Below are 23,593 nucleotides of genomic sequence, written 5' to 3'. Positions count from 1 at the left end.
TTCGGCGTCAACGTCTGACGCGCTCGCCGTCCGGCCCGTGGCGCGCTCGGCTTCACGCGATGTGCGATGCGCGAGCCCTCCTCTCGCGCGACCGTATGACGCGTGGGCGCCTCGCGCGCCACGGGCCCGCGCGGCGGCAAGCCGCCAGCGTCCCCACATGACCCTGGAACCGCTCACGCTCCCCGGTGCGCACCGTTCTGTTACGGGTCAACCCGATCTACGCTGATCGACATGACTCAACAGGTGCGCGGTGTAGTGGCTTCGGGCAAGGGCGAGCCGGTCCGGGTCGAGACGGTGTTGGTGCCGGACCCGGGTCCGGGCGAAGCGGTCGTAAAGGTGCGGGCGTGCGGCGTGTGCCACACCGACCTGCACTACCGGGAGGGCGGCATCAACGACGAGTTCCCGTTCCTGCTCGGCCACGAGGCGGCGGGCGTCGTGGAGTCGGTCGGCGAGGGTGTCACGGAGGTGGCGCCCGGGGACTTCGTGATCCTCAACTGGCGCGCGGTGTGCGGCCAGTGCCGTGCCTGTACGCGCGGCCGACCGTGGTACTGCTTCGCCACGCACAACGCCGCCCAGCCCATGACGCTGGCCGACGGCACCCCGCTCTCCCCCGCGCTCGGCATCGGCGCCTTCGCCGAGAAGACGCTCGTCGCGGCCGGGCAGTGCACGAAGGTCGACCCGGCCGCCTCCCCGGCCGCCGCCGGCCTGCTCGGCTGCGGCGTGATGGCCGGTCTCGGCGCGGCGATCAACACCGGCAACGTCGGGCGCGGTGACTCGGTCGCGGTGATCGGCTGCGGCGGGGTCGGCAACGCGGCCGTCGCCGGGGCACGGCTGGCGGGCGCCGCGAGGATCATCGCGGTGGACGTGGACGACCGGAAGCTGGAACTGGCCCGCTCACTCGGCGCGACCCACACCGTCAACGGCCGTACGGCGGACGCGGTCAAGGCCGTCCAGGAGCTGACCGGCGGGTTCGGAGCGGATGTCGTCATCGACGCGGTGGGCCGCCCCGAGACATACAGCCAGGCCTTCTACGCCCGCGACCTCGCGGGCACGGTCGTCCTCGTCGGCGTGCCCACGCCCGAGATGAAGCTGGAGCTGCCGCTGCTGGACGTCTTCGGGCGCGGCGGCGCGCTGAAGTCCTCCTGGTACGGCGACTGCCTGCCGTCCCGCGACTTCCCGATGCTGATCGATCTGTATCTGCAGGGGCGGCTGGACCTGGACGCCTTCGTCAGCGAGACGATCGGCCTCGACGACATCGAGGAGGCGTTCGCGAAGATGGGCCGCGGCGAAGTACTGCGCTCGGTGGTCGAGTTCTGAAGAACTCGGTGGCTGAATCCTGAAGGGCTCGGTGGTCGAGTCGGCAGGCCGACGACGCCGCCCGGGGCGAGGCCGGCAGCCATGAGGCCACCGGCCCCTTCGGGTTCTGAGGGGTGCGGGCTCAGCGAAAGCCCGGCGGGGGCACCGGCCTCCGCGAGCCCCGGGGCCCCGCTCCCGCTCCCGGGATCGTCGCCGCCGGGCCGCCGGGCGCTGTGACGGCGACAACCAGCGGGCGGGCCCGGGCCCGCCCGGGCCACGCCGCCCATGACACCATCCCCACGTGATCGACCTCGGCTACGCCCTCTCCCACCGCTTCCCGGATCCGCCGCAGACGGACTACCGGACGGCGGATGTACGCGCCTTGCGCCACGACCTGTTCTGCGGCGATGTGTACCTCGCCGACACCGCCGAGGACCGCGAGTTGTCCACAGCCTGGGGATGGGTGCCCGTACTCGACTTCGCGTGGGCGCTGTGCGACATCGTCGAGCAGCTCGACCTCGATCCGCGCGGCAGCCGCTCGCACCTCCGCCACCACGCCGAACTGGACTTCACCGAGTCGGCCGACCGGCTCCGGTTCGAGCGCCGCTTCGGCTGGGTGGACATCACGGCCGACTGGCTGCCGGAGGACGAACCGCCGCTCAGCTTCAGCCACTCCGAGCTGCGCCGCGAGGCCCGCGACTTCCTGCACGACCTGATCGCCGACCTCACCGACATGCACGACGATCTCGCCCAGAACCCCGTCCTGTGGGACCTCCAGGCCCGCTTCCCCCGGATCTAGCGCTCACCTTCCTCTCATATACTCCCCTTTCTCTCCTACGGGACCTCCACCTACGGGCCCTCCGCCCGTACGCCCAGCCCGTCCAGCGCCTCCCCCGTCAGCCGGAAGCCCGTCCACTCGTCCATCGGCACCGCGCCGAGCGAGCGGTAGAAGTCGATGGACGGGGTGTTCCAGTCGAGGACCGACCAGTCCAGGCGGGTGTAGCCGCGATCGCGGCAGATGCGGGCCAGTTCGGTCAGGAGCGCCTTGCCGTGGCCGCGGCCGCGCGCCTCCGGGCGGACGTAGAGGTCCTCCAGATATATGCCGTGCTCACCGCGCCAGGTCGAGAAGTTGAGGAACCAGAGGGCGAAGCCCTCGGTCCGGCCATCGGTCTCCGCCATGTGGGCGAAGGCCGCCGGGCTGTCGCGGAAGAGGGCGCGGTGGATGTGCTCCTCCGTCGCCTCCACCTCGTGCAGTGCCTTCTCGTACTCGGCGAGTTCGCGGATCATGGCCACGATCTCGGGAACGTCCTCGGGTGTGGCGGTGCGAATCATCGGCGCGTTCCCTCCTTCGCAGTGTTCTCGGCATCCCTGACGGCCCTGACATCGATGAGCAGCAGGCTGTCCGGGAACAGTGCGGGAGCCTGGATGCCGAGCGTCGACAGCACCCGTCCCGGCAGCTCAACTCCCCCGCCCCACCAGGACAGCCGCTCCGTCGCGTACCTCCCTCCGCGGTCGCCCGGGGCCAGCGGAGATATGCGGTAACCGACGGCAACGTCGAGGCCTGGCAGCCGGATCCTGCCCGGCGAGATGTTCGGGCTGGTCGCCGTCTGCACGAGCGCGTAGACGGCACGGGAGCGGTCGGGGGCCACCACGCCGTGCACCCACAGCGCCGGGTCGGGATGGTCCCCGCGGACGACCGTGCCGCCGTGCAGCAGGGGCCTCAGCTCCTTGTGGGCGGCGATCCACTCGGCGAGCCGGTCCCGGTCCTCCCGGCTCGCCTCGGTGAGGTCCCACTCGATGCCGAGGTGCCCGAAGAAGGCCGTCCCCGCCCGGAAATCGAGCGTGTGGGTGCGGCCCGTGGTGTGGGACGCGGGCGGGCCGACATGGGCGCCCATCAGCTCCGGTGGCAGAAGCAGCCCGGTCCAGCGCTGGATCTGCTGCCGTTCCAGCGCGTCGTTGCAGTCGCTGGTCCACACCCGGTCCGTGCGCTCCAGCACGCCCAGGTCGATCCGGGCCCCGCCGGACGAGCAGGACTCGATCTCCAACCCCGGGTGGCGGGCGCGCAGTTCGTCCATGAGCCGGTAGACGGCGGCGGTCTGGGCGTGCACTCCAGCAACGCCCGCGGGCCCGGAACCTGCCTCCACCAGGTCGCGGTTGTGGTCCCACTTCAGGTAGTCGATCGCGTACTCCGCCACCAGAGCGCTGATCCGCTCCAGCAGATACGCGTACGCCTCCGGCCGGCCGACGTCCAGGACCTGCTGGTGGCGCTGCTCGGGCGGGGTGCGGCCGCCCGTCGACATGATCCACTCAGGGTGGGCGCGGGCCAGGTCGGAGTCGGGGTTGATCATCTCTGGTTCGAACCACAGCCCGAACTCCAACCCCAGCCCTCGCACATGCGCCACGAGCGGGTGCAGGCCCTCGGGCCAGACACCCTCGTCCACATACCAGTCGCCCAGCCCCGCGCGGTCGTCTCGGCGGTGCCGGAACCAGCCGTCGTCCAGCACGAACCGCTCGGCTCCCACCTCGGCAGCCGCGTCCGCCAACGCCTTGAGCTTGTCCAGGTCCTGCTGGAAGTACACGGCCTCCCAGGTGTTGAGCGTCACGGGCCGCGGCCTGCCGGGGTGGTGCTCCCGCCCACGCAGGTACCCGTGGAAGCGCCCGGCCAGCTCGTCCAGCCCGCGCCCGTAGGACCCGTAGATCCACGGGCTCTCGTACGAGGCGCCGGGCGCCAGCCGGATCTCGCCGGGCAGCAGCGTTTCGCCCCCGCCCAGCAGGGAGACGCCGCCGCTGGTCCGCTCGGCGAGCGAGCGGTGGTTGCCGCTCCAGGCCACGTGCAGCCCCCACACCTCGCCCGTGCGGAAGCCGAATCCGCGCTCGCCCGCGACCTGCACCAGCGTCGCGTCCGCCCCCGTACGCCCCCTGCGGTTCTCCCGCAGATGCGTGCCCTCGGTGAACTCGTGGCGCTGCGGGGCGCGTTCGCGCAGATGGCGGCCGGTGAGGTCGAGCAGCTCGGTGGCGTGCGAGGGAACGGGCAGCGCGAGCAGCAGCCCGTCCAGGGTGAACGTCCCCTCGCCGTCGTTGGTGAGCGCGGCCCGCTGCCGTACGAGCCCGGACGCGGTCAGCTCCAGCTCCAGCTCCAGCCGCAGGGACAGCCCGGCCTGCTTGTCGGTCGCGTCGACCACGACTCCGTTCCCCGCCGAGGCGGCCAACTCCCGTACGGAGAAGGCCGCGGAGAAGGCCCGGCCGTCACGGTGGCCGGAGAGTCCTGGCGTGCCGAGCCAGCCCGCGGAGAGCTCGGGCAACACCCCGACCTCTACGGGGATGTCGACCGTTCCGGACATGAGCTGAGTCTCGGCTGCTGCCGTCGCGACCGCGGTGAGAGCGGCGCCGGTCAACTCCCCGAGGTCGGCGCCCCAGTGCAGCACACGTGGCAGCCGGTCCCCCGTGCAGTCCAGCAGCAGGCTCGTGCCCTCGGATCGGAGATGGAGGTGGTCGCGGAACTGCCTGTTGCCCATGACATGACCTTTCGCTCGCTCGGCGTGCCCGGCCGGCCTGCCCTGCCGGCCTGGCAAGGTCATTTCTACGAGAGATCACGCACCCGCGAAAGGCCTGTGGATAACTCCGCGTAACCGCCTGCCTCGACGAAGCGTGCGGTCGGCCGAGGGCGGCGCCCCGCCCCGGCAGTAGCGTGAGGCCCGACGCCCCCGCCCGGAAGGAAGAGCATGGACTTCACCGCCGCCCTGCGCCGCGAGCGGCTGGTCGCCATCGTGCGCGGCAAGGACCCGGACGCCTCGCTACGAACCGTCCTCGCGCTGGTCGAGGAAAGCATCGCGCTGGTCGAGATCTCCCTCAGCGGGACCGAAGCCGCCAGCGTCATCCGCCGTGCCCGGGCCGAACTCGGCCCCGACGCCTGGCTCGGCGCCGGAACCGTGCTCACCGCACAGGACGCGGAGACGGCAGCGGACACCGGGGCGAACTTCATCGTCACCCCCGGACTGGGCGCGGGAGTCGACGCCTCCGTGCGCCGCGGACTGCCCGTACTCGCCGGAGTGGCCACCCCGACCGAGGTGATCGCCGCCCGAGCGGCCGGCGCCACCGCGCTGAAGCTCTTCCCCGCCGCGAACTTCGGCGGCCCCGCCTACCTGAAGGCGCTGCGCGCCCCCTTCCCCGACCTGCCGTTCGTGCCGGTCGGCGGGGTGGACGCGGCCGCCGCCGGGGAGTACCTGGCCCTGGGCGCGACCGCGGTCGGCGTCGGATCACCGCTGGTCGGCGACGCGGCCGACGGCGGCAGCCTCACCGCGCTGCGCCAACGGGCCGCGGAATTCCGGGCGGTGACGTCGTGAGCACCCCGCAAGCCCTCCTGAACGCGCCCGAGGGCGGCGTGCTGACCTTCGGCGAGACGATGGTGGCCCTGCGCGGCAGCGGCCCCCTGAAGCTCGGCGGCTCGATGAACGTCTCGATCGCGGGCGCCGAGAGCAACGTGGCCATCGGCCTGGCCAGACTCGGCCACGAGGTGCGCTGGGCAGGCGCGGTCGGCGACGACGAGGCCGGGCAACTCGTCCTGCGTACGCTGCGCGCCGAGGGCGTGGACGTCTCCGGCGCCTCCCTCGACCCCGAAGCCCCGACCGGCCTGCTCCTGTTCGAGCCCCGGCTCCCCGAGCTGACCCGCGTGCACTACTACCGCGCCGGATCCGCCGGTTCACGCCTCACCCCGGAGGCCGTGGAATGCGCCTTCGCCGCGCGCCCACCCCACGTACTGCACCTGACCGGCATCACCCCCGCCCTGGGCCCCTCCGCGCGGGAGGCCTGCGAGCAAGCCCTGCAACTAGCCGAGGAGCATGGCACCTTCATCTGCCTCGACATCAACTTCCGCTCCCGGTTGTGGAGTACGAGGGAGGCGGCCGAGGTGATGCGGGCATGGGCCCCGCGGGTGGACGCCCTGATCGCGTCTGACGACGAACTTCCCCTGGCCGTCCCGCCAGGATCCGAGGGGCAGGAGAACGCCATGGCAGAAACCCTCCTGAAGCTGGGCGTAGGAGAGGTCGTGGTGAAGCTCGGCGCCGCGGGCGCCCGCGTCCACCCGGGCTCCGAAGGCGGCGAGTGCGGCCCCCTGCACCGCCCGGCCCGCGCGGTACGGGCGGTGGACCCGGTGGGAGCCGGCGACGCCTTCGGCGCGGGCTACCTCTCGGCCCTGCTGGACGGCGAGCCCGCCGAGGCCCGCCTGGACCGCGCCATCACGACCGGCGCGTTCGCGGTAACCACCCCCGGCGACTGGGAAGGCGCCCCGACCCGCGCCGAACTCCCCCTCCTGACCGCCCAACCGGGCACGGTGGTCCGCTGAACTTGCCCCTCCAGGCCACGTCTGAGCATTGATCTCGGGTTGGTCGTCAGCACGACCAGCCGGTGTCCAACCCTCGGCGTCCAACCCTCGCAGCGAGGGCGTCCCTCAACGGTGACACCCTGCGGCCAGAGCGGAGGTCAGCCGCCGGATCGGCCGAGGCACGATGGCAAACTTACGCACACTGATGCCTGTACATAAGTAGACCGGGAAACCGTTCCTACGTGCCGTCATCGTCTTCATGGAATCATGAATATCTGAATCTAGCTGTTCAGGCCACAAGTTCCTCGTGCTGGTAGGCCGCCATGTGCAGCGGGTTCGGGCTATACGAGTTTGACGCCGTCGTGCGCACGCACGGCCGGCGGGAACGCGGCGTCCATCGCGTCCAAGAATCGGATCGCGTATGCCTCGTCGGCGAGTTCGGCAACTTCGTCGCGGGTGGCCCAGCGCAGCGCGCGGGTCTCGACCCCGGTTCCCGGCAACCTGAGGCGGAACCAGGCCGGCACACGAAAACGCCCCGGACGATCATCGTCCGGGGCGTCGCATCCGCTGAATCCAAGAGCCGACTGTCGGGTTCGAACCGACGACCTTCGCTTTACAAGTTCGATCAGCGCACAGGCCCGCCGCTGGCCAGCCATGCCACCGGCGGTGCCGCCGCTCCATAGCGCACCGCTGAAATCCACGCGCGTCCGCCACCGTTGATGTCAGCCATGGATGTCAGCGACACTCGGCCTCACCATCCAACGCCGAGGTGGCACACGGCTCCGGGGGCTTTCTACACCCTGCGCTCGTGCTCACGGCGCCCGCCCGGGTTCCACGTGGTGACACCTCTTCCGCCGGGTGTAGCTGCCGGGAACGCCCACGCTGACGGACTCCCAGAAGGGCTCCGACTCACGAAAGTGCCCACCTCCCGTGTGCCATTGGACTCCCGGGTACGCGCGACGCAGAGAGCGAAGAGCGGATGAGGCGAGGCCACAACGCGTATAGCCCTCATAGGTGTAGGGCGATTCGACCCAACCGATCTCGCACAGATCGCAGACCACGTACTCGACCTCGAAGGCTATGTCGGATCCGACATACGCCGCTCGGATACGCCAACCCGTCCGCTCAAAGGCCCCGGCTGGCCGGTCGACCCAAGGCCCGGGTGGGGTTGCGGTCTGGTCGAAACGGTAGAACTCGGGGTAGGCGTATCGACGAAGCCGGTCGCGCCAGGTCGGCTTGTCGGGCCACTCCCGCACCCAGTGCACGCGATCAGCAAGCTGCGCCACGGCACGGATCGCCGCTCCCTTCTCTGCCATGAACTCTCCTTGTGTGTCTTCGTGCTTCTGGGGTTGCCGTCAGAATGGGCCAGTCGCGGGGCTGCTGTACTGCGCGGCGTGTGACTGCGTGCGACGCCCAACACGCTTTTCAACTGTGTTGGTGGGGTGGTGGGCGTCGTTCGGGGGCGTTCACCTGGGTTCATGGGCGGTTGGCCCGTGGGGCGAAGCCGGGGAGCGGTCCTCGTTGAACGGCCGTGAACGGGGCTGAATGAGACGGAAACTGAGACGCTCGGGCGGGCTTGGCTGGCTAGCATTCTCCATGTCGAGGAGGAGCCATGACACTGGGCCGCAAGGGATCCCGGCGCATCGTCGTCGACGGCATCGCCTACCGCTGGCGGCTGCGACGCAGGCCGACCTACTTCCAAGCGCTTGCCTGGACACCGTGCGCATACGCGGTTGAACACGCGGACGTCCCCGGGACAACGCTCGTCGTCGTGACCGATCAGCCGCACCCGAGCAACTGGTTCGGACGTGAGGCCCAGCCCGTACTGCCATCCGACGTGGCCCAGGCCATCCAGCTTGCTCTTCGCGAGGGCTGGACACCAACGGCTCCGGGCTCGCCGTTCAGCCTGGACCTTTCCGCCGGCTTCACGCCCTCACCTTGAGCGACACGTCAAGACCTGAGCTTGGGAAGCTTGGGGCCTTCGGCGGCGAATGCTCCGCTGACCTGCGACGGAGCGGTGTTGGAGTCCTGATCGCACCCTTAGACGGTCTCCGCTGTTCCCCGCGGTTCCCCACACGACCTGGCACGCGAATGGCACAGTCTCTTTGCCTCGAACGTCCACAGACGGAGCTGGGACTCGGAGTGTCTGAGCCTCATCCGACGACCGTCAGCCACGATGGCGGGTGTGTCGACCGATCACGCTCGCGTGTGCCTCGCGCACCCCCACTGGCCTCAGCCACGCTGCCATGCGGTCGATCAGATCAGGCCGCGCCGGTGGAAGCGAGGCGGTCAGACCTGGGGAGATGACCTTTTTGTCCCGAAGCAACTTGGACTAGCGCGCGTACGTCTCGCTGCACTCCTGCCAGTTTCAACCACGCTGTCGCCCCGAGGTCGGTCAGCTAGTCAATCGCATGCACCACATCGTTCTGAGGGTTTCGCTCCATCGAGCTTGGCGTTCTGGGACCATGAAATTTCCGTCTTCGACAGGAGGAAGCACATGGATCCGATCTCGGCGGGGCTCCTCGTAGCAATCGCGACTGGGGCCGCAGGAGAGGCAGGGAAGCAACTTTGGGAAGGATTGACAGGGCTAGTGCGGAGCAGGCCCGGAGACGCACCAACTCAACCCGACGCCATATCCTCAAATCATGGAGAATCTGAACTCGCTCTCTTCGCAGAGTCGTCAAATGATTTGGATCGTGCGCGAGTCCTTAGCGAATCCCTAACACGGCGAGCTGAACGCGATGAACCTTTCCGTGCTGGCTTGATGCAATGGCATCAACAAGCACAAGCTTTGCGCACGGGCGACGGAGAAACAAACAATACCATTAGCGGCGGATCCCAGAATGGCCCAGTTTTGCAGGGGCGCGATTTCTCTGGGATCAACTTCAATGGGTCAAGTCAAAACTAGCATGCACCAAAGAGCCGTATAGGAGTGGGTACAGGGGGATTCCGGCATGACCTCTAATGAAATCCGGGATGGGCTATTCTTTCATGCGGTGATTCAGGGTCGAGACATCACTCTGCAATTGCCCAGGGCGATTCAGCCTGCTCTCGCTGGCCTGCCCGGTAGGTCCCCTGTATTTACTGGCAGGGACGAGCATGTCGATGCCCTATTGGGTGATATCGAACATGCTGGCGAAAGTGCTACAAGGAACGCTATTCATCTCGTGTCTGGACTAGGAGGTGTCGGCAAGACAGAGCTTATTAGCCAGGTCGCATACGAGGTTCTACGCAGAGGCCGCTTTCCTGGCGGTGTTCTATTCATAGACCTGTTTGGATATGACGAACAGCGTCGCCTTTCTCAGGACCGGGCATTGATCAGCCTTCTGCAGGCAATAGGTGTACCTGAAGAGGTAATTCCAGGAGATCTCCAGAACAGAATTCGACTCTACCGGTCAATTCTGGCGGCATATGCTGAAGCGGGATGCCCTATTCTCGTCTTGATTGACAACGCTTCCTCTGTTGAGCAAGTTAGCCCTTTGCTCCCTTCGGATGGCCTCAATTTAACCCTTGTTACATCCCGCCACACGCTAAATATCGGCGCCCGTATACACGAACTGCAAGAGCTCGACTCTGATTCCTCCGTCGATTTACTTCGGAACGCATTGAGAGTCACGCGGGGTGTAGAGGACACGAGGATTGATCGGGAGATCGAGAGCGCACACGAGTTGTCGCGGCTATGCGGCTATTTGCCGCTTGCCTTGCAAATATGTGCGGCCATACTCGCAGACTCTCCCATGCGTCCAATCACCTCTCTCGTGGACTCTTTGAAGAATGCCCACAGCCGAATAGATGCTTTGCATCGAGAAGAAAGGGCCGTCCGAGCCGCCTTCGAATTGTCGTATGCGCTCTTGACCGAACCCGAAAAGCGGGCACTCGGATTCATCTCTTTTAGTCCGGGCGTTGATACATCAACGGCGGCAGCTGCCCGTTTGATAGACGTATCAGAGCGTGAGGTGGAAGAGATTCTACTGGGCCTTAGTCGGGCCCACTTGGTTGTGCAGGGACCTACTTGGGGCCGCTGGCGGCTACACGATCTTGTCAGGCTCTATGCCCTCGAAGAAGTGGCAGAAATTCCCGGACAAGAGGATGCCGTCCTGCACCTTTTCGATTTTTACCTGGAATGTTCACGAGCGGCTACCGGCGTACTTGAGGGCGCAGGAGAAGGAGGCTTATTTGCGTCTCGCGAAGATGCTCTTGGGTGGTTTGACTCAGAGTATCGAAATCTGATTGCCACCGTGCACTTGAGCGCCAATCAGCCTGGACTATTGGGGTACGCTGCCGAGATTCCCCATAGGCTCGCAAGGTACTTGGACATTCGACGTTTGTTCAATGACTGGAAAGACGTCATGAAGGCGTCGCTCATGATCCTTAGAGGTACTGAAAATTTGGAGTTTGAGGCTAATGCCCTAGATAGCCTCGGAATGGCGTGCCGAGAACTTCATCAGATTCCCTCAGCTATCTCATATCATCGTGAGGCTGTGAGTATTGCGCGAGAAATGGGAGACGGGGAAAGGCTGGCCAAATATCTTAATAATATGGGTAATGCGCTTTTCCAGGGTCGCGATTTTCAGGGTGCTTTGGATGCCCACTCGGAGGCGGCAGTGCTATTCGCGGATCGGCAAGATAGTCTAGGCTTCGCCAGAGCTTCGGATAATTCTGCCAGTGCACTTCGCGAATTGGGAAACACAGAGAAAGCAATTGAGCTGCACCGGGAATCTGTACGTCTTTTTAGGGACGCTGGTGCAACCGAGAGTGAAGCTCGCGCCCTTTCGCATATGGGTAGTACACTCCTGGAAGTGGGATGCTATGACGAGGCTGTGACAGCCCAAAAAAGGGCTTCCGAGCTTTTGGAAGAGCTAAATTTGCTAGGCGTAGCGGGGCACACCCTGATTAATTTGTCATACGCACTGCGAGCCAACGGTGATTTGGACGGAGCTCTCGATGCAATCAACGAGTCTCTGGCTGTCCATGAATCTGTCGATGATGTCGTTGGTAAGGCTCGGGCACTCAACCAGCGCGGCCTGCTCTATACAGATATGGGAGACCTTGAACGAGCTGCTGCTGACTTCCACGAGTCCTTGAATATCCTATCTCCCTTCGGTTCTTTGATTGATGCTGGCTACGTCTATGCTAATCTCGGCAGGCTTTACGGAATTTCTGAGCGCCCTGTCGAGGCGATTGATAATCTAGAGAAGGCGTCCGTCGTATTTTCCCAAGGTCAAGCCGAAGGTGATCTCCTTATCGTTAGGCGGCTAATTTCCGAGTTGTCATTCGCGGTGCCTGATTCTAAGTAGAGGGTCGGCCGACCGCCCCGGCCGAGACGTACCTCTTATCTGGCATTAGGTGGCTGCATGCTTTGAGCGCGGCCCGGCCCTTGGCCGGGCTGGAGCGGGGCGGAGACAGGAGCGCAGGCCCGGCCGAGGGCCGTGCCGCGCGCGGTGAGCGGAGCGAGCCGCCTTGAACCAGTAGAGAAAGTTGTAACTCAGAAGCCCGGGTGGGGTTGGAATCGCTCTGTGCAGGTTGGGAGTTCGGCAGCCCGGCGGTTCGCGAGTGACAGGAAGAGTGCTGGGCGGGCTGTCCATGTGATGCGGGTGCCACGGGTGTTGATCGATACCGCGCAAGGCTCGCCGTGGAGTAGGGATTTGGTCGTGGTCGTACGGCCCTTGTCGAGCCAGGACCATGCCTCTGCTGATGCCGACGGATCGAGCGCTGATGTGATCGTGCGGAGTGCTACCGCGATCCATCGGACCGCCTGTGTGGCTGAGTGCGCGTCGAACGATGCGAGGAGTACGAGCCCACTCGTCCCCGATGTGAGGCCCTCAGTCCAGCATTCGCACCAGTAGCCACGGGTGGGTTCACTCACCATGCCGTACCCGATGGGTAGACCACGAGGACGTACTGCGCGCTCTCGTCGTGCAGGGTCAACTGGTAGGCCCTACCGGCCGCCAGGTACGTAAGGGCCCGTTCATGGTCGGCCTCGTCCCAGAGCCAGTGGCGCCCCGGCTGCGCGTACGGCGCGTCGAGCTGGTCAGTGATGTGGCCCGTCCGGTCGCGGAGCCAGCGCAAGGCGAGTCGCGGAGTCGCAGCGGTGCTGGCCCCGAGCAGGATCGGGCAGAGTCCGTGCAGTGGGTACGCGGTGGCCCAGCACTGGTAGGCGGGTTGCTGCCCGGCTGAAGGTAAGCCCTCGAATGGTGCCGGTGTCGTCACGACCGCCCTCCAACGGCGCCGCCCGTGAAGAGTTCCGCCGTCACCGTGTGGCCGCCCAAGGTCTCGTGGACCACCACGCGGTGCGCGAGCGCGCTGACCATCCCAAGTCCCCTGCCGTGTACGGCATCCCTGTCCGGGTGCCCGGCCTTCGGCGCGGTGCTCGTGCCTCCGGCGTCCGTGACCGAGAGGGCGACCACCTGTGGGGAGACCGCGAGCGCCAAATGGAAGCTGCCGCACGCCTCACCGCTCGCCGTGTGGAGGATCGCGTTCGCGCTCAGCTCGCTCACGATCAGTTCGGCGTCCTCGGCAAGAGGTGAGCCGCGAAGGATGTCCCGGGTCCAGCGGCGGGCCCGGCTGACCTCTTCCGGAAAACCTGGGCAAGTGAGTCCCCAGACCCGGGCGGTGCTCGTATACTCGTGCATACAAGTTCCTTCGTGCTGGTAGGCCGCCATGTGCAGCGGGTTCGGGCTATACGAGTTTGACGCCGTCGTGCGCACGCACGGCCGGCGGGGACGCGGCGTCCATCGCGTCCAGGACGCGGATCGCGTACGCCTCGTCGGCGAGTTCGGCTACTTCATCGCGGGTGGCCCAACGCAGCGCGCGTGTCTCGACACCCGTGGCGGGCGTACCGTCGGCGGCTTCGCAGCGGAAGACCAGCGAGACGATCAAGCCCTTCATGTTCTTGTAGACGCCGGTCAGCGTCGCAGGAAGCGCGATCTTGATTCCGGTTTCTTCGAGGACTTCGCGCTGAAGCGCCTCGGGGATGGTCTCCTCACGTTCGAGGACGCCGCCCGGGGGCTCCCACTGGCCGTTGTCGCGACGCTGGATCAGCAGGGCACGGCCCTGGTCGTCGACGATCACTCCTGCGACGCTTACGGAGTGTGGGCGGTCAGTGGTCACGTTCCTCGGCCCTCTCGGATGGCTAGGCTCTCCACCGTAGCAACAGAACTCGGCCACTCGTCTAGATACCTAAAGGAGTACACAGGTGACCTCTTCAATCCCGGTCGGCCTGCTCGGCGCGCTCGACCCGACGAGCGACCGCGCGGTGTTCCGGCAGATTGCCGACCAGCTGCGCGAGGCGATCGACAAGGGGCGCTTCAAGGAAGGCGAGAAGCTGCCGTCCGAAGCGGATCTCGTCGAGCACTACGGGGTCTCCCGGATGACGGTCCGCAACTCCTTCTCCATCCTCCAGGGCGAAGGGCTCGTGCACTCCGAGCACGGGCGAGGGGTCTTCGTACGGCCACGCCCTCCGGTGCGACGACTTGCCTCCGACCGGTTCTCCCGGCGCCACCGCGAGCAGGGCAAGTCGGCGTTCATCGTGGAGGCGGACGCGGCCGGCAGCAAGCCGGAGGTGGACAGCCTGGAGGTCAAGGAAGAGCGGGCCAGCCACGACATGTCCGCCCGCCTCGGCTCCGTACGCCGGGTGCTCGCCCGTCGTCGCCGCTACCTGCTCGACGGCCGGCCGGTCGAGTTCGCCACCTCCTATCTCCCGCTCGACCTGGCCCGGAACACCCCCATCGCCCAGCCGAACCCCGGCCCCGGCGGCATCTACGCCCGACTTGAAGAACTGGGCCACCACCTCGACCACTTCGACGAGGAGATCCGGGCCCGGATGCCCTCCCCCGCCGAGGTGAAGACGCTCCGCCTAGCCGCCGGTGTGCCGGTGATCCACCTCATCCGCACCGCGTACGACACCGAAGGGCGTGCGGTGGAGGTCTGCGACACGGTGATGGCGGCGGACGCGTACGTGCTCTCGTACCAGCTCCCGGCGACGTGATCGGCGGTGCGCGAGGCCATTTCCCCGGACTCGTACACCCCGACACGCATACTCGTATAGACGAGTGGGCAAGTTGTGTGGCAAGGTGGTTGACGTTCCCGGAGATCGGGTTCGCATCACACATCTTGTCTAGACGAGTAGATGGGGAGAAATCTTGCGTACCATTCGTGTGGAGAGCTCGGCCGCGACGATCCTGCTCACCGAAGCGCCCGAGCCCAAGGTCAGGGACCGGCAGACCGGCGAGGTCGCCAAGGACGCTGTCAGCGGCGAGACGCTGATGACCATCGGCGTCGTCTACATCGAGGACGGCGAGTCCTCGCTGATCAAGGTCACCGTTCCGGAGAGCGGCGTGACCGAAGGGCTGGCACTCGGCTCGGCGATCTCCCTTCCCGGGCTGGTGGCCCGGCCCTGGGAGACCGTCTTCAACGGCCAGCAGCGGCACGGCATCGCGTTCCGGGCCGCCGCCGTCACCCCGGCCGCGTTCCCGGCCTCCGCCGAGGCTGCCTGATGACGAACCTGGCGACTGTGCTGGAGGTTGGTGGCCCCCTCGCCGCGCTCGGCGGTGGGGCCGCCTACACCCGGGCTCGTCACCCGGGCGTCTACTGGTCGGCGGTCGGCCTGCCGATATCCACGGCCCGGCTGCTGAGTTCCTACGGCTCGGTGATGGAGGCGTGCGGACTTACGGTGGCTCCCTCCCGGCTCCGCGCACTGGCGGTCAAGGCCACCACCCGCCGCGAGGTGCGGCCAGTGCCGCCACGCCGAGGCGTCATCCGGCCGACCTCGACCGGACTCCGGCTCCGGCTGCGGCTGGCGCCCGGCCAGGAACCCGCCGACGTGGCGGCTTCGGCCGAACGCCTGCGGCACGCCTGGGGAGTTCACGCCGTGTACGTGTCGACGGTCAAGCCGGGTGTGGTGGAACTGCGGCTCGTGGGATTCGACGTACTGAGGCGGGTCCGTATGCCGCGCGCGGCAGGGGGCGAGTTCCTCAAGGTGCCGGTGGCACTGCGCGAGGACGCCACCGCCTTCGTACGCGACTACCGGACCATTCCACACCAACTCACGCTCGGCGCAACGCTGTCGGGCAAGTCCATGTACCTACGGCACCTGGTCACCGGACTCGCTCGGCAACCGGTCGCCTTGGTGGGCATCGACTGCAAGCGAGGTGTGGAACTGGCTCCGTTCGCCGCTCGGCTGTCGGCGCTGGCGACTGATCCTGATCAGGCGGCCGAGCTATTGCCTGCGCTCATCAAGGAAATGGAGGACCGATACGACCTGATCAAAGCTCGGCAGGGCATCACGCCCGGTACCCCGGCCGAGGAGATCACTTCCGATGTCTGGGGCCTCCCCGAAGACGAACGACCGGTGCCGATCGTGCTGTTCGTCGACGAGGTGGCGGAACTGTTCCTCGTCGCGACGCGCAAGGAGGAAGAGCGGCGGGACGAGATGGTTACCCAGTTCATCCGGCTCGCCCAGCTCGGCCGCGCCGCCGGGATCTACCTGGAGGTGTGCGGGCAGCGGTTCGGCGCCGAACTGGGCAAGGGCGCAACTATGCTGCGCGCCCAGTTGACCGGCCGGGTCTGCCACCGGGTCAACGACGAGGCGTCGGCCAAGATGGCGCTCGGCGACATCGCACCGGAAGCCGTCTCCGCCGCCTGCGCCATCGCCCCCGAACGGCCCGGCCTGGCCGTGGCCGGTGACACCTCGGGCGGCTGGTCCCGGATCCGTACGCCGTACCTGTCTCTCGGGGAGGCTGCCAACCGCTGCCGGGAGTCCGCCCACTTCGTTCCGGAGCTTCCTGCTCTGGAGCACTTCCGACCTGCCGTGCCAGTGCAGCAGGGCGACACACCGGTCCCGTTGGTCAAGCCGCGCCCGGTGACCGGCTGATCCTCACCGCCCCATGCGCCATTGCCCTACCCCTCCCATGCCTGAATCCGGAAGGAGGCGCCCCATGCGCGCCCAACTGGCTCGTATCGACGCGGTACTCGTGCAGGCTGTCATCGCCGCCGCGCTGTCCTTCGCGCACCTGCACGACCTCGCCTCGGCGGCCGGGCAGGACGGATGGAAAGCCTGGGCCTACCCCGTCTCGGTCGACCTGCTGCTCGTCGCGGCCTGGCGACGCCTGCGGTCCGGGCAGGCCAAGACGGCTGGCTGGTGCTGGTTCTTGGTCGCCCTGGTCGCATCGCTCGGTGCCAACGTGGCCACCGCGGGCCTGCTCGACATGACCAACGTGCCGGCCTGGCTGCGCATTCTCGTCGCGGGCTGGCCAGCCGTCGCCTTCCTCGGCGGAACCTTGCTGGCCCACTCCGCGCCGACGACCGCTCCAACCGCCGTGGACGTGGAGAACGCGGCCGACCCTGCCCCAGAGCCAACGGCCGCTCCAGAGCCTGCGAAGCAGCCAACCGCACCGGTCCCCGCCGCGCTCGTGGAGCACGCACGCAAGGTCGCCGCCGAGCATCGGACACGCACCGGCGCCTCCATCGACACCCCGACCCTGCGGGCACGGCTCGGCGTCCCGGCGCCCATGGCCGAAGCAATCGCCGCCCACCTCTGAGAGGAGACCCCGTGACCCCCAACCGCCGCTTCCGCGCCGTCACTCGTATCGGCCCTGTCCAGGTCGGATCGTCGTACGACGGCCGGGGCCGTGAGAAGCACACCGCCGCCTGCACGGCACCCCGCTGCGGCTTCTCGGCCGACTACGACAGCCGTGCCGCAGCCGAGTTGGCCGCCCGTACCCATCGTTGCCCCGTGCGCTGAAAGGACCTGCCTCGTGACCGTCAGCCTGCCGCTCGTCGTCATCCTCGGTCTCGTCACCTGGGGAGCGATCAAGTTCCTGGGCGTCCGCACCTGGATCGTCGTCGTGATCGCACTGTTCGGCTTCTGGCTCTCCCACACGTTCATGGCCCCGGCCATCGAGTCCGGTACGCGTTCCGGCGTGGACATCGTTAACGACCAACACGACTAGACGAGTAGATGAGAGGAAGTTCGCCGTGCTCCTGCCCAAGTACCCGGACAGCCCGACACCGTCGCCCACCCACACCCCCGTACCGGCCGATCCGTCGCCCGTGCGCTACGTCGCCCCCTCAATCGGCATCAGCGCCGGTGCGGTCGCAGCCGTGATCACCGGTGGCGTGGTCCTGACCGCGCTCCTGGTCGCCGTCGCCGTCTCGGCCATCTCCGTGGCCGTGGCTGCCGTGGTCCTGCGCTCCCTGCTCCGCGACGACCGCCACCGCCGCTGACGCGGCCAGCTCCCCGAGGCGGCCTCGATACCGCCAAGCATCCGCCGCCCCGGGAGCCGCTTCCCCTCTGACCCAAGCCGAAGGAGACAGCCATCATCACCCGCGCCACTCCCCCTCCGCTGCCCGAACTCGGCAAGCTCGCCTCCGGCGGCACGCTGCCGGACCTCCTGCGCCAACTCTCCGGACTCGGCGGCTGCACCCACCCGATCCGGCTCGACGGCCACCGCACCGAGTACGACGTGAACATCCGGACCGGCGAGATCGGCCCCGTCCTCCGCCACGTCGACTCCGCCGCCCTCCCTGCCGGTCAGCTCCTCGTCCGCTGCAACAACCGCCGTACGACCCGCTGCCCCGCCTGCGCCGAGGTCTACCGGCGCGACACCTTCCACCTGATCACCTCGGGCCTGCGCGGTGGCAAGGGCATCCCGGAGCAAGTTGCCGCCCACCCGCGCGTCTTCGCCACCCTCACGGCGCCCAGCTTCGGCCCCGTGCACAACCGCCCGACCGGCCCGGCCGGTTCAGTGCGTAAGTGCCGGTGCGGAATCCGCCACGGCCAGGACGCCGCCGCACTCGGCGCACCGCTCGACCCCAACTCGTACGACTACGAGGCGGCGGTGCTGTGGAACGCCCATGCCGGGATGCTGTGGCGGCGCTTCTCGATCTACCTGCGCCGTGAGGTCGCCAGGCGGGCCGGGCTCTCCCAACGCGCTTTCCGGCAGCACGCGCGTGTGTCTTTCGCCAAGGTCGCCGAGTACCAGAAGCGCGGCGCCGTCCACTTCCACGCCGTCATCCGCCTCGACGGCCCTGACGGTGGCGACTCCCCGCCCCCGTCCTGGGCAACCGCCGAGCTACTGACCGACGCCATCAACACCGCGACCGTCAAGGCCCGCGTGGACGGCCCGGTCATCGACGGATACGCGCACAGCTTCACCTTCGGCCGCCAACTCGACGTACGCACCATCCGCAGCGCCGAGTTCGACGGCGGCCAGGAGCTGACCGAACGCGCCGTTGCCGCCTACATCGCCAAGTACGCCACCAAGGGCGCCGAAACAGCGACGGGTGCACTCGACCGGCCCCTGAAGTTCCTGGCCGAACTCGCCCAGCTCGATATCAGCGACCATGCCCGCCGCCTCATCCGAACCGCCTGGACGCTCGGCGCCCGCAAGGACCTGGAGAATCTACGGCTCCGCGCCTGGGCCCACATGCTCGGCTTCCGCGGCCACTTCTCCACCAAGTCCCGCCGCTACTCCACCACCCTCGGCGCACTCCGCGACGCCCGCGCCGAATGGCGCCGCGCACAAGCCGCAGTGGCCAACGGTCCTGAGCCCGACACGACGTACGTCCTCGCGCACTGGGTATTCGCCGGAACCGGCCTCTCCTCCGCCGAAGCCTGGCTCGCCGCATCCCTCGAACCCGCCCCCGGAACGGAAGGAGAACCGACCCATGCCCGATGAACTGCTGACCATCCCCGAGGTCATGGCCCGGCTGAAGCTCAGCCGCTCCACGGTCTACGACCTGATCCGTTCCCATCGCCTCGTCTCCATCACGATCGGCCGGTCCCGCCGCGTGCCGATCTCCTCCCTCCACCAGTTCATCGCCGACCAGATCGCCGAGGTGGCCGCCTGATGGCACAGCAGCGCAAACGCAACCCCAACGGCGCGGGCACCATCACCAAGCGCAAGGACGGCCGCTACCAGTGCGCGGTCTACGTGCTCCAGCCGGACGGCACCCGGGCCCGCAAGTTCGCGTACGGCAAGACCTGGGCCGAATGCGACGCCAAGCGGCGTGACTTGCTGGCCAAGGTCGACAGCGGCGTACCCGTGCCGACCCGTTCGGCGAAGCTCGCGGAGTGGCTGCCGTACTGGCTGGAGAACGTGATCAAGCCGAACCGGAAGCCGACCACGTACAGCAAGTACGCGATGCACGTCCGGCTGTACCTCGTGCCCATGATCGGCTCAAAGCGTTTGGAGGCCCTGGGGCCTCGGGATGTCCGGGCTTTCCTCGCCGCGTTGAGTCGCAAGACCACCCCGGCCACGGCCAAAGAGGCCCACCGCGTCCTGCGCACCGCGCTCACGGCCGCATGCCGTGAGGACCTCATCACCCGCAACGTCGCATCGCTCGTGGAGGCACCGAAGGTGAAGAGCCGGGAGACGAGCCCCTGGACGCTGGACGAGACGCTGACGTTCCTGGAGGAGGCCCGGCGCGACCCGCTCTACGCGGCGTTCGTCCTCGCCATCGCCATGGGCCTGCGGCGTGGTGAAGTTCTGGGGCTGCGCTGGACCGATGTCGACCTGGACGACCGCGTGATCCGCATCAGCAATCAGGTGCAGCGGATCGACGGGAAGCTGTACCAGAGCACCACAAAGACCGGTAAGGCCCGTCCCGTGCCACTGCCGCTGATCTGCGTGGCCGCTCTGCGCTGGCACCGGTTCCGGGAGGCAGCAGCCGCGAGCAAGCGAAAGACCGAACTGGAGCGGACCGGGCTGGTCTTCACGACCCGCACCGGCCGGCCGATCGAACCCCGCAATCTCAACCGCTCGTTCGCCCGGCTCACCACGTCGGCCGGTCTCCGCGCGATCCGGCTGCACGACGCCCGGCACGGCTGCGCGACCCTGCTGACCGCCGCCGGCGTCCCGCCCCGAGTGCTGATGGAGATCCTGGGGCACAGCCAGATCAGCATGACCATGGACGTCTACACGCACGTGGCGCAGGACAGCCAGCGGGAAGCGATCAGCCACATGGACCGGCTGCTGAAGAGGCGGGCCGACCGGGGATGATCCAGCCCCGTTGATGTCAGCCGTGGATGTCAGAACGCCCCGAACCGATCATGGTTCGGGGCGTTCTGCCTGCTGGCGGCCAAGAGCCGACTGTCGGGTTCGAACCGACGACCTTCGCTTTACAAGAGCGGTGCTCTACCAGCTGAGCTATACCCACCATGACCGGTGCTTTTCGCATCGGCCGAGGAAAAGTGTACAGGGTCCGGAGCGATGCTCGCTCCCGGCGTTCCGGTGGGCCGGGAGCGAGCGCCGCTACTGGGCCGCGGGCTCCGCGGAGGCCCCGGCGGGGGCCTCCGCGGACGGCGCCGGGCGCCGAGCGCCACCTTCCGCCGGGAGCACGTACTTCGCCGCGACCCTCTTCGCCGTCTCCGAGTCGGGACCCGGCTGCGAGACGAAGAGCGCCTCCCGGTAGTAGCGGAGCTCGGCGATGCTCTCCCGGATGTCGGCGAGCGCCCGGTGGTTGCCGTTCTTCTCGGGGCTGTTGAAGTACACCCGCGGGTACCACCGCCGGGCCAGCTCCTTGATCGAGGACACGTCCACGATCCGGTAGTGCAGGTGGTCCTCCAGCGTCGGCATGTCCCGGAGCAGGAAGCCCCGGTCCGTACCGACGGAGTTGCCGCACAGCGGGGCCTTGCCGCGCTCCGGCACGTGCTGCCGTACGTACGCCAGCACCTGCTGCTCGGCGTCCTCCAGCGTCGTGCCGCTGTCCAGCTCGTCGAGCAGCCCGGAGGCGGTGTGCATCTGGCGCACCACCTCGGGCATGGTCGTGAGCGCCTCGGCGGGCGGGCGGACCACGATGTCCACCCCCTCGCCGAGCACGTTCAGCTCCGAGTCGGTGACCAGCGCGGCCACCTCGATGAGCGCGTCATCCGACAGCGAGAGCCCGGTCATCTCGCAGTCGATCCACACCATGCGATCGTTCATATGTCTCACCCTACGGGGCGGTCCCGCTGACCGGGCACCGACGTACGCCCGGGAATGCGGCTTCCGCCCTGCTCCGGCAGGCGCAGGGCGTACGTGTCGGCGTCCTGCCGGCCCGGATCGAAGCCCGCGCCCGGTCCGCCGGGCAGGCCGTGGCCACCACCGGTCCCAGGGGAACCACTGGTCACACCCGGGCCGCAGCCCGGGCCCCCTATGGACCCGTACCCGTGCGCCGATCTGCGCAGCGGCACCGCCGCGACCGGCTCGGACGGCCCGCGCTGCTCGGCGATCTCCGGCCGCTCGTGGCGCTCGGCCCGCTCCTGCCGGTCGACCCGCTCAGGCCGCTCCGGGCCGCCGCTCTGCGGCCGCCGCGCCCGGTAGGCCGCCCGGTAGGCCGCGGGGGAGGACCCCAGCTGCCGCCGGAAGTGGCCGCGCAGGGCGACCGGCGAGCGGAAGCCGCAGCGCCCGGCGACCTCGTCCACCGAGTAGTCCGAGGTCTCCAGCAGCCGCTGTGCCTGGAGCACCCGCTGGGTGATCAGCCACTGCAGCGGGGCGCTTCCGGTCAGTGACCGGAACCGGCGGTCGAAGGTGCGCCGGCTCATATAGGCACGGGCCGCCAGGGTCTCCACGTCGAACTGCTCGTGGAGGTGCTCCAGCGCCCAGGCGACGACCTCGGCGAGCGGGTCGGCGCCGATCTCCTCTGGTAAAGACCTGTCCAGATAGCGCTCCTGGCCTCCGGTGCGGCGCGCCGGCACTACGAGGCGGCGGGCCAGCGCCCCGGCCGCCTCGGCGCCGTGGTCGGTGCGCACCACGTGCAGGCACAGGTCGATGCCTGCCGCGGTCCCGGCGGAGGTCAGCACATCGCCGTCGTCCACGAACAGCTCGCGCGGGTCCACATGGACCGACGGATAGCGCTTGGCGAGCGTCGGCGCGTACATCCAGTGCGTTGTCGCGGGCCGGCCGTCCAGCAGGCCGGCCGCGGCCAGTACGAACGCCCCGGTGCACAACCCGACGATCCGCGCGCCCTCTTCGTGCGCCCGGCGCAGCGCGTCCAGTGCTTCCGGCGGTGGCGGCGAAGTGATCGAGCGCCAGGCCGGTACGACCACGGTGCCGGCCCGGGCCAGCGCCTCCAGGCCGTGCGGTGCGGTCAGTTCGAGTCCCCCGGTGGTGCGTAGCGGCGTGTCCTCCCCGGCACACACCAGAAGCCGGTACCGGGGAACCCCGGCGTCCTGGCGGTCGATGCCGAACACGGAAAGCGGGATGGAGCTTTCGAAGATGGGGCCGCCGCTGAAGAGCAGTACTGCGACGATCTCCCGGCGGCGGCGTCCGGAAAGTTTCCGCGCGGCCTCCGGTACGGTCGTGGCGTCCTGGCTCATGGCACTAAGCCCCCCTCGGTGGTCGCGTCCTCTCGGTCCTGCACGTTTCCCCTCGGTGCTGCAAGTCCCCCGCCGTGATGGCCAAGATCGAATCTACTGTGTCGCCTGAGGTCGACGTGGCAAGTTCACCACCCGCCGGTATGTCGACATGACAACTTGGCGTGAAGCATTCGATCACGAAGCGTCGCACTCGGAGGCCGCACTGGGAAGTGCGCCTCGCGCCCCTGGCCCGTCGCCGTAGGGTGCGTGAGCCCCGATCGCCCCTTTCCGCGCAGGTCGTACGCAGGTCGGGTGCGACGCGAGGGCCATCTTCGCAAGGCTCTTGCGGTGATGTGAAGTTGGCTGAAAAGCTTCGGTCTTCGGCTGGTGAACCCCCTCATCAACCGGCGTGCGCCCCCAGCGCGCGACGCCGAACTCCGCGCCGTAGGCGCCATCCGGCCGCGGTGCGCGCCGGGAGCGCGCCCGTTACCGGCCGGGCACGGACCGTCAGCACCCCTCCGCCTGTTGGGGCATTGCGCTACGGGCGTGGCTCCGGCATGCTCCCGTGAAGTCGTTCTACGGCTGCCGCACCGCCCCGCCCGCTACAGCGGACGGGCCCTGGGCAGGCGGGGAGTGTCGCCGTACCCTTGTGGGTAAGGGCTTGGGAAGATGATTCCCGGACTATCCCCCCGGCTCTGCCC

Annotated in this window: 24 protein-coding genes and 1 tRNA gene; 16 read left to right on the top strand and 9 right to left on the bottom strand. The window is 68.0% G+C overall.

Annotation, left to right across the window (positions count from 1 at the left end; translation table 11 throughout):
• The first annotated feature begins 231 nt into the window (after positions 1–231).
• Positions 232–1,317, top strand: a complete 1,086-nt coding sequence (locus tag AOK16_RS08125; protein WP_055471557.1) for an S-(hydroxymethyl)mycothiol dehydrogenase — start codon at positions 232–234, stop codon at positions 1,315–1,317.
• Positions 1,318–1,597: 280 nt separating this feature from the next.
• A complete protein-coding gene (locus tag AOK16_RS08120; protein WP_055471556.1) occupies positions 1,598–2,095 on the top strand; it encodes a hypothetical protein in 498 nt (165 codons plus the stop codon).
• Between the two features lie 50 nt (positions 2,096–2,145).
• Here the strand turns inward: AOK16_RS08120 and AOK16_RS08115 are convergent, their stop codons facing one another.
• On the bottom strand, positions 2,146–2,628 hold the full coding sequence (locus AOK16_RS08115) for a GNAT family N-acetyltransferase (protein WP_055471555.1): 483 nt from the start codon (positions 2,626–2,628) through the stop codon (positions 2,146–2,148).
• Positions 2,625–4,811 (bottom strand): alpha-galactosidase, encoded by a 2,187-nt coding sequence (locus AOK16_RS08110; RefSeq protein ID WP_055471554.1) that lies wholly within the window; start codon positions 4,809–4,811, stop codon positions 2,625–2,627. The genes AOK16_RS08115 and AOK16_RS08110 overlap by 4 nt, the downstream gene beginning before the upstream one ends.
• A 207-nt stretch (positions 4,812–5,018) precedes the next feature.
• On the opposite strand from AOK16_RS08110, the gene AOK16_RS08105 reads away from it, so the two are divergent.
• Positions 5,019–5,639 carry a bifunctional 4-hydroxy-2-oxoglutarate aldolase/2-dehydro-3-deoxy-phosphogluconate aldolase gene (locus AOK16_RS08105; RefSeq protein WP_055471553.1) on the top strand — a complete coding sequence of 207 codons (621 nt, stop codon included), beginning with the start codon at positions 5,019–5,021 and terminating at the stop codon, positions 5,637–5,639.
• Positions 5,636–6,637, top strand: coding sequence for a sugar kinase (locus AOK16_RS08100; protein WP_276202481.1), 1,002 nt, complete (start codon positions 5,636–5,638; stop codon positions 6,635–6,637). Before AOK16_RS08105 ends, AOK16_RS08100 begins: the two co-directional genes overlap by 4 nt.
• A 320-nt stretch (positions 6,638–6,957) precedes the next feature.
• On the opposite strand, the gene AOK16_RS28060 is transcribed toward AOK16_RS08100, so the two are convergent.
• Positions 6,958–7,317 (bottom strand): hypothetical protein, encoded by a 360-nt coding sequence (locus AOK16_RS28060; RefSeq protein WP_240483448.1) that lies wholly within the window; start codon positions 7,315–7,317, stop codon positions 6,958–6,960.
• Between the two features lie 911 nt (positions 7,318–8,228).
• Between AOK16_RS28060 and AOK16_RS08090 the strand changes: the two genes are divergently transcribed.
• The gene (locus tag AOK16_RS08090; protein ID WP_055471552.1) at positions 8,229–8,558 is read left to right on the top strand and encodes a hypothetical protein; all 330 of its coding nucleotides are present in this window, start codon (positions 8,229–8,231) and stop codon (positions 8,556–8,558) included.
• A 1,012-nt stretch (positions 8,559–9,570) separates the two neighbouring features.
• Positions 9,571–11,913, top strand: a complete 2,343-nt coding sequence (locus AOK16_RS27100; RefSeq protein WP_157859144.1) for a tetratricopeptide repeat protein — start codon at positions 9,571–9,573, stop codon at positions 11,911–11,913.
• Between the two features lie 565 nt (positions 11,914–12,478).
• On the opposite strand, the gene AOK16_RS08080 is transcribed toward AOK16_RS27100, so the two are convergent.
• Genes AOK16_RS08080 through AOK16_RS08070 form a run of 3 tightly spaced genes read right to left on the bottom strand, consistent with a single transcriptional unit; the run spans position 12,479 to position 13,726 of the window.
• Entirely contained in the window at positions 12,479–12,826 is a 348-nt protein-coding gene (locus AOK16_RS08080; RefSeq protein WP_055471550.1) for a hypothetical protein, read from the bottom strand.
• Positions 12,823–13,248, bottom strand: coding sequence for an ATP-binding protein (locus AOK16_RS08075; RefSeq protein WP_055471549.1), 426 nt, complete (start codon positions 13,246–13,248; stop codon positions 12,823–12,825). The genes AOK16_RS08080 and AOK16_RS08075 overlap by 4 nt, the downstream gene beginning before the upstream one ends.
• 46 nt (positions 13,249–13,294) lie before the next feature.
• Positions 13,295–13,726: an NUDIX hydrolase gene (locus tag AOK16_RS08070; protein WP_055471548.1), complete on the bottom strand. Its 432-nt coding sequence runs from the start codon at positions 13,724–13,726 to the stop codon at positions 13,295–13,297.
• Positions 13,727–13,811: 85 nt separating this feature from the next.
• Between AOK16_RS08070 and AOK16_RS08065 the strand changes: the two genes are divergently transcribed.
• The 10 genes from AOK16_RS08065 (at position 13,812) to AOK16_RS08020 (ending at position 20,616) form a co-directional block, all read left to right on the top strand.
• Positions 13,812–14,603, top strand: a complete 792-nt coding sequence (locus tag AOK16_RS08065; protein ID WP_055471547.1) for a GntR family transcriptional regulator — start codon at positions 13,812–13,814, stop codon at positions 14,601–14,603.
• Positions 14,604–14,757: 154 nt separating this feature from the next.
• Positions 14,758–15,111: an SCO3933 family regulatory protein gene (locus tag AOK16_RS08060; protein WP_055471546.1), complete on the top strand. Its 354-nt coding sequence runs from the start codon at positions 14,758–14,760 to the stop codon at positions 15,109–15,111.
• Positions 15,111–16,487 (top strand): FtsK/SpoIIIE domain-containing protein, encoded by a 1,377-nt coding sequence (locus AOK16_RS08055; protein ID WP_055471545.1) that lies wholly within the window; start codon positions 15,111–15,113, stop codon positions 16,485–16,487. Before AOK16_RS08060 ends, AOK16_RS08055 begins: the two co-directional genes overlap by 1 nt.
• Before the next feature lie 64 nt (positions 16,488–16,551).
• The gene (locus tag AOK16_RS08050) at positions 16,552–17,154 is read left to right on the top strand and encodes a DUF2637 domain-containing protein (protein ID WP_055471544.1); all 603 of its coding nucleotides are present in this window, start codon (positions 16,552–16,554) and stop codon (positions 17,152–17,154) included.
• 11 nt (positions 17,155–17,165) lie between these two features.
• Positions 17,166–17,357: a mobile element transfer protein gene (locus AOK16_RS08045; RefSeq protein ID WP_055471543.1), complete on the top strand. Its 192-nt coding sequence runs from the start codon at positions 17,166–17,168 to the stop codon at positions 17,355–17,357.
• A 13-nt stretch (positions 17,358–17,370) separates the two neighbouring features.
• Positions 17,371–17,565: a hypothetical protein gene (locus tag AOK16_RS08040; protein WP_055471542.1), complete on the top strand. Its 195-nt coding sequence runs from the start codon at positions 17,371–17,373 to the stop codon at positions 17,563–17,565.
• A gap of 25 nt (positions 17,566–17,590) precedes the next feature.
• Positions 17,591–17,839: a hypothetical protein gene (locus AOK16_RS08035; RefSeq protein ID WP_055471541.1), complete on the top strand. Its 249-nt coding sequence runs from the start codon at positions 17,591–17,593 to the stop codon at positions 17,837–17,839.
• Positions 17,840–17,994: 155 nt separating this feature from the next.
• Complete coding sequence (locus tag AOK16_RS08030) at positions 17,995–19,293, top strand: replication initiator (RefSeq protein WP_079101175.1); 1,299 nt, start codon at positions 17,995–17,997, stop codon at positions 19,291–19,293.
• Complete coding sequence (locus AOK16_RS08025) at positions 19,283–19,465, top strand: helix-turn-helix domain-containing protein (RefSeq protein ID WP_055471540.1); 183 nt, start codon at positions 19,283–19,285, stop codon at positions 19,463–19,465. Before AOK16_RS08030 ends, AOK16_RS08025 begins: the two co-directional genes overlap by 11 nt.
• Entirely contained in the window at positions 19,465–20,616 is a 1,152-nt protein-coding gene (locus AOK16_RS08020) for a site-specific integrase (protein WP_055471539.1), read from the top strand. The genes AOK16_RS08025 and AOK16_RS08020 overlap by 1 nt, the downstream gene beginning before the upstream one ends.
• Before the next feature lie 87 nt (positions 20,617–20,703).
• On the opposite strand, the gene AOK16_RS08015 is transcribed toward AOK16_RS08020, so the two are convergent.
• The 3 genes from AOK16_RS08015 to AOK16_RS08005 form a co-directional block, all read right to left on the bottom strand.
• Positions 20,704–20,765: transfer RNA gene (locus AOK16_RS08015), tRNA-Thr, on the bottom strand.
• Between the two features lie 103 nt (positions 20,766–20,868).
• Positions 20,869–21,540 carry an oligoribonuclease gene (gene orn, locus AOK16_RS08010; RefSeq protein WP_055471538.1) on the bottom strand — a complete coding sequence of 224 codons (672 nt, stop codon included), beginning with the start codon at positions 21,538–21,540 and terminating at the stop codon, positions 20,869–20,871.
• 5 nt (positions 21,541–21,545) lie between these two features.
• Positions 21,546–22,913, bottom strand: coding sequence for a GlxA family transcriptional regulator (locus AOK16_RS08005; RefSeq protein ID WP_055471537.1), 1,368 nt, complete (start codon positions 22,911–22,913; stop codon positions 21,546–21,548).
• Positions 22,914–23,593 lie beyond the last annotated feature (680 nt).

This window comes from Streptomyces pathocidini, assembly GCF_001418495.1.
Taxonomy (GTDB): domain Bacteria; phylum Actinomycetota; class Actinomycetes; order Streptomycetales; family Streptomycetaceae; genus Streptomyces; species Streptomyces pathocidini.
This window is presented reverse-complemented; position numbering and strand designations above follow the sequence as displayed.

What these genes read in the sequence shown, in the direction of transcription:
- AOK16_RS08125 (WP_055471557.1), top strand. Translation starts at nt 232, where the DNA reads ATGACTCAACAGGTGCGCGGTGTAGTGGCTTCGGGCAAGGGCGAGCCG.
- AOK16_RS08115 (WP_055471555.1), bottom strand. Translation starts at nt 2,628, where the DNA reads ATGATTCGCACCGCCACACCCGAGGACGTTCCCGAGATCGTGGCCATG.
- AOK16_RS08110 (WP_055471554.1), bottom strand. Translation starts at nt 4,811, where the DNA reads ATGGGCAACAGGCAGTTCCGCGACCACCTCCATCTCCGATCCGAGGGC.
- AOK16_RS08105 (WP_055471553.1), top strand. Translation starts at nt 5,019, where the DNA reads ATGGACTTCACCGCCGCCCTGCGCCGCGAGCGGCTGGTCGCCATCGTG.
- AOK16_RS08090 (WP_055471552.1), top strand. Translation starts at nt 8,229, where the DNA reads ATGACACTGGGCCGCAAGGGATCCCGGCGCATCGTCGTCGACGGCATC.
- AOK16_RS27100 (WP_157859144.1), top strand. Translation starts at nt 9,571, where the DNA reads ATGACCTCTAATGAAATCCGGGATGGGCTATTCTTTCATGCGGTGATT.
- AOK16_RS08075 (WP_055471549.1), bottom strand. Translation starts at nt 13,248, where the DNA reads ATGCACGAGTATACGAGCACCGCCCGGGTCTGGGGACTCACTTGCCCA.
- AOK16_RS08055 (WP_055471545.1), top strand. Translation starts at nt 15,111, where the DNA reads ATGACGAACCTGGCGACTGTGCTGGAGGTTGGTGGCCCCCTCGCCGCG.
- AOK16_RS08050 (WP_055471544.1), top strand. Translation starts at nt 16,552, where the DNA reads ATGCGCGCCCAACTGGCTCGTATCGACGCGGTACTCGTGCAGGCTGTC.
- AOK16_RS08025 (WP_055471540.1), top strand. Translation starts at nt 19,283, where the DNA reads ATGCCCGATGAACTGCTGACCATCCCCGAGGTCATGGCCCGGCTGAAG.
- AOK16_RS08020 (WP_055471539.1), top strand. Translation starts at nt 19,465, where the DNA reads ATGGCACAGCAGCGCAAACGCAACCCCAACGGCGCGGGCACCATCACC.
- orn (WP_055471538.1), bottom strand. Translation starts at nt 21,540, where the DNA reads ATGAACGATCGCATGGTGTGGATCGACTGCGAGATGACCGGGCTCTCG.
- AOK16_RS08005 (WP_055471537.1), bottom strand. Translation starts at nt 22,913, where the DNA reads ATGAGCCAGGACGCCACGACCGTACCGGAGGCCGCGCGGAAACTTTCC.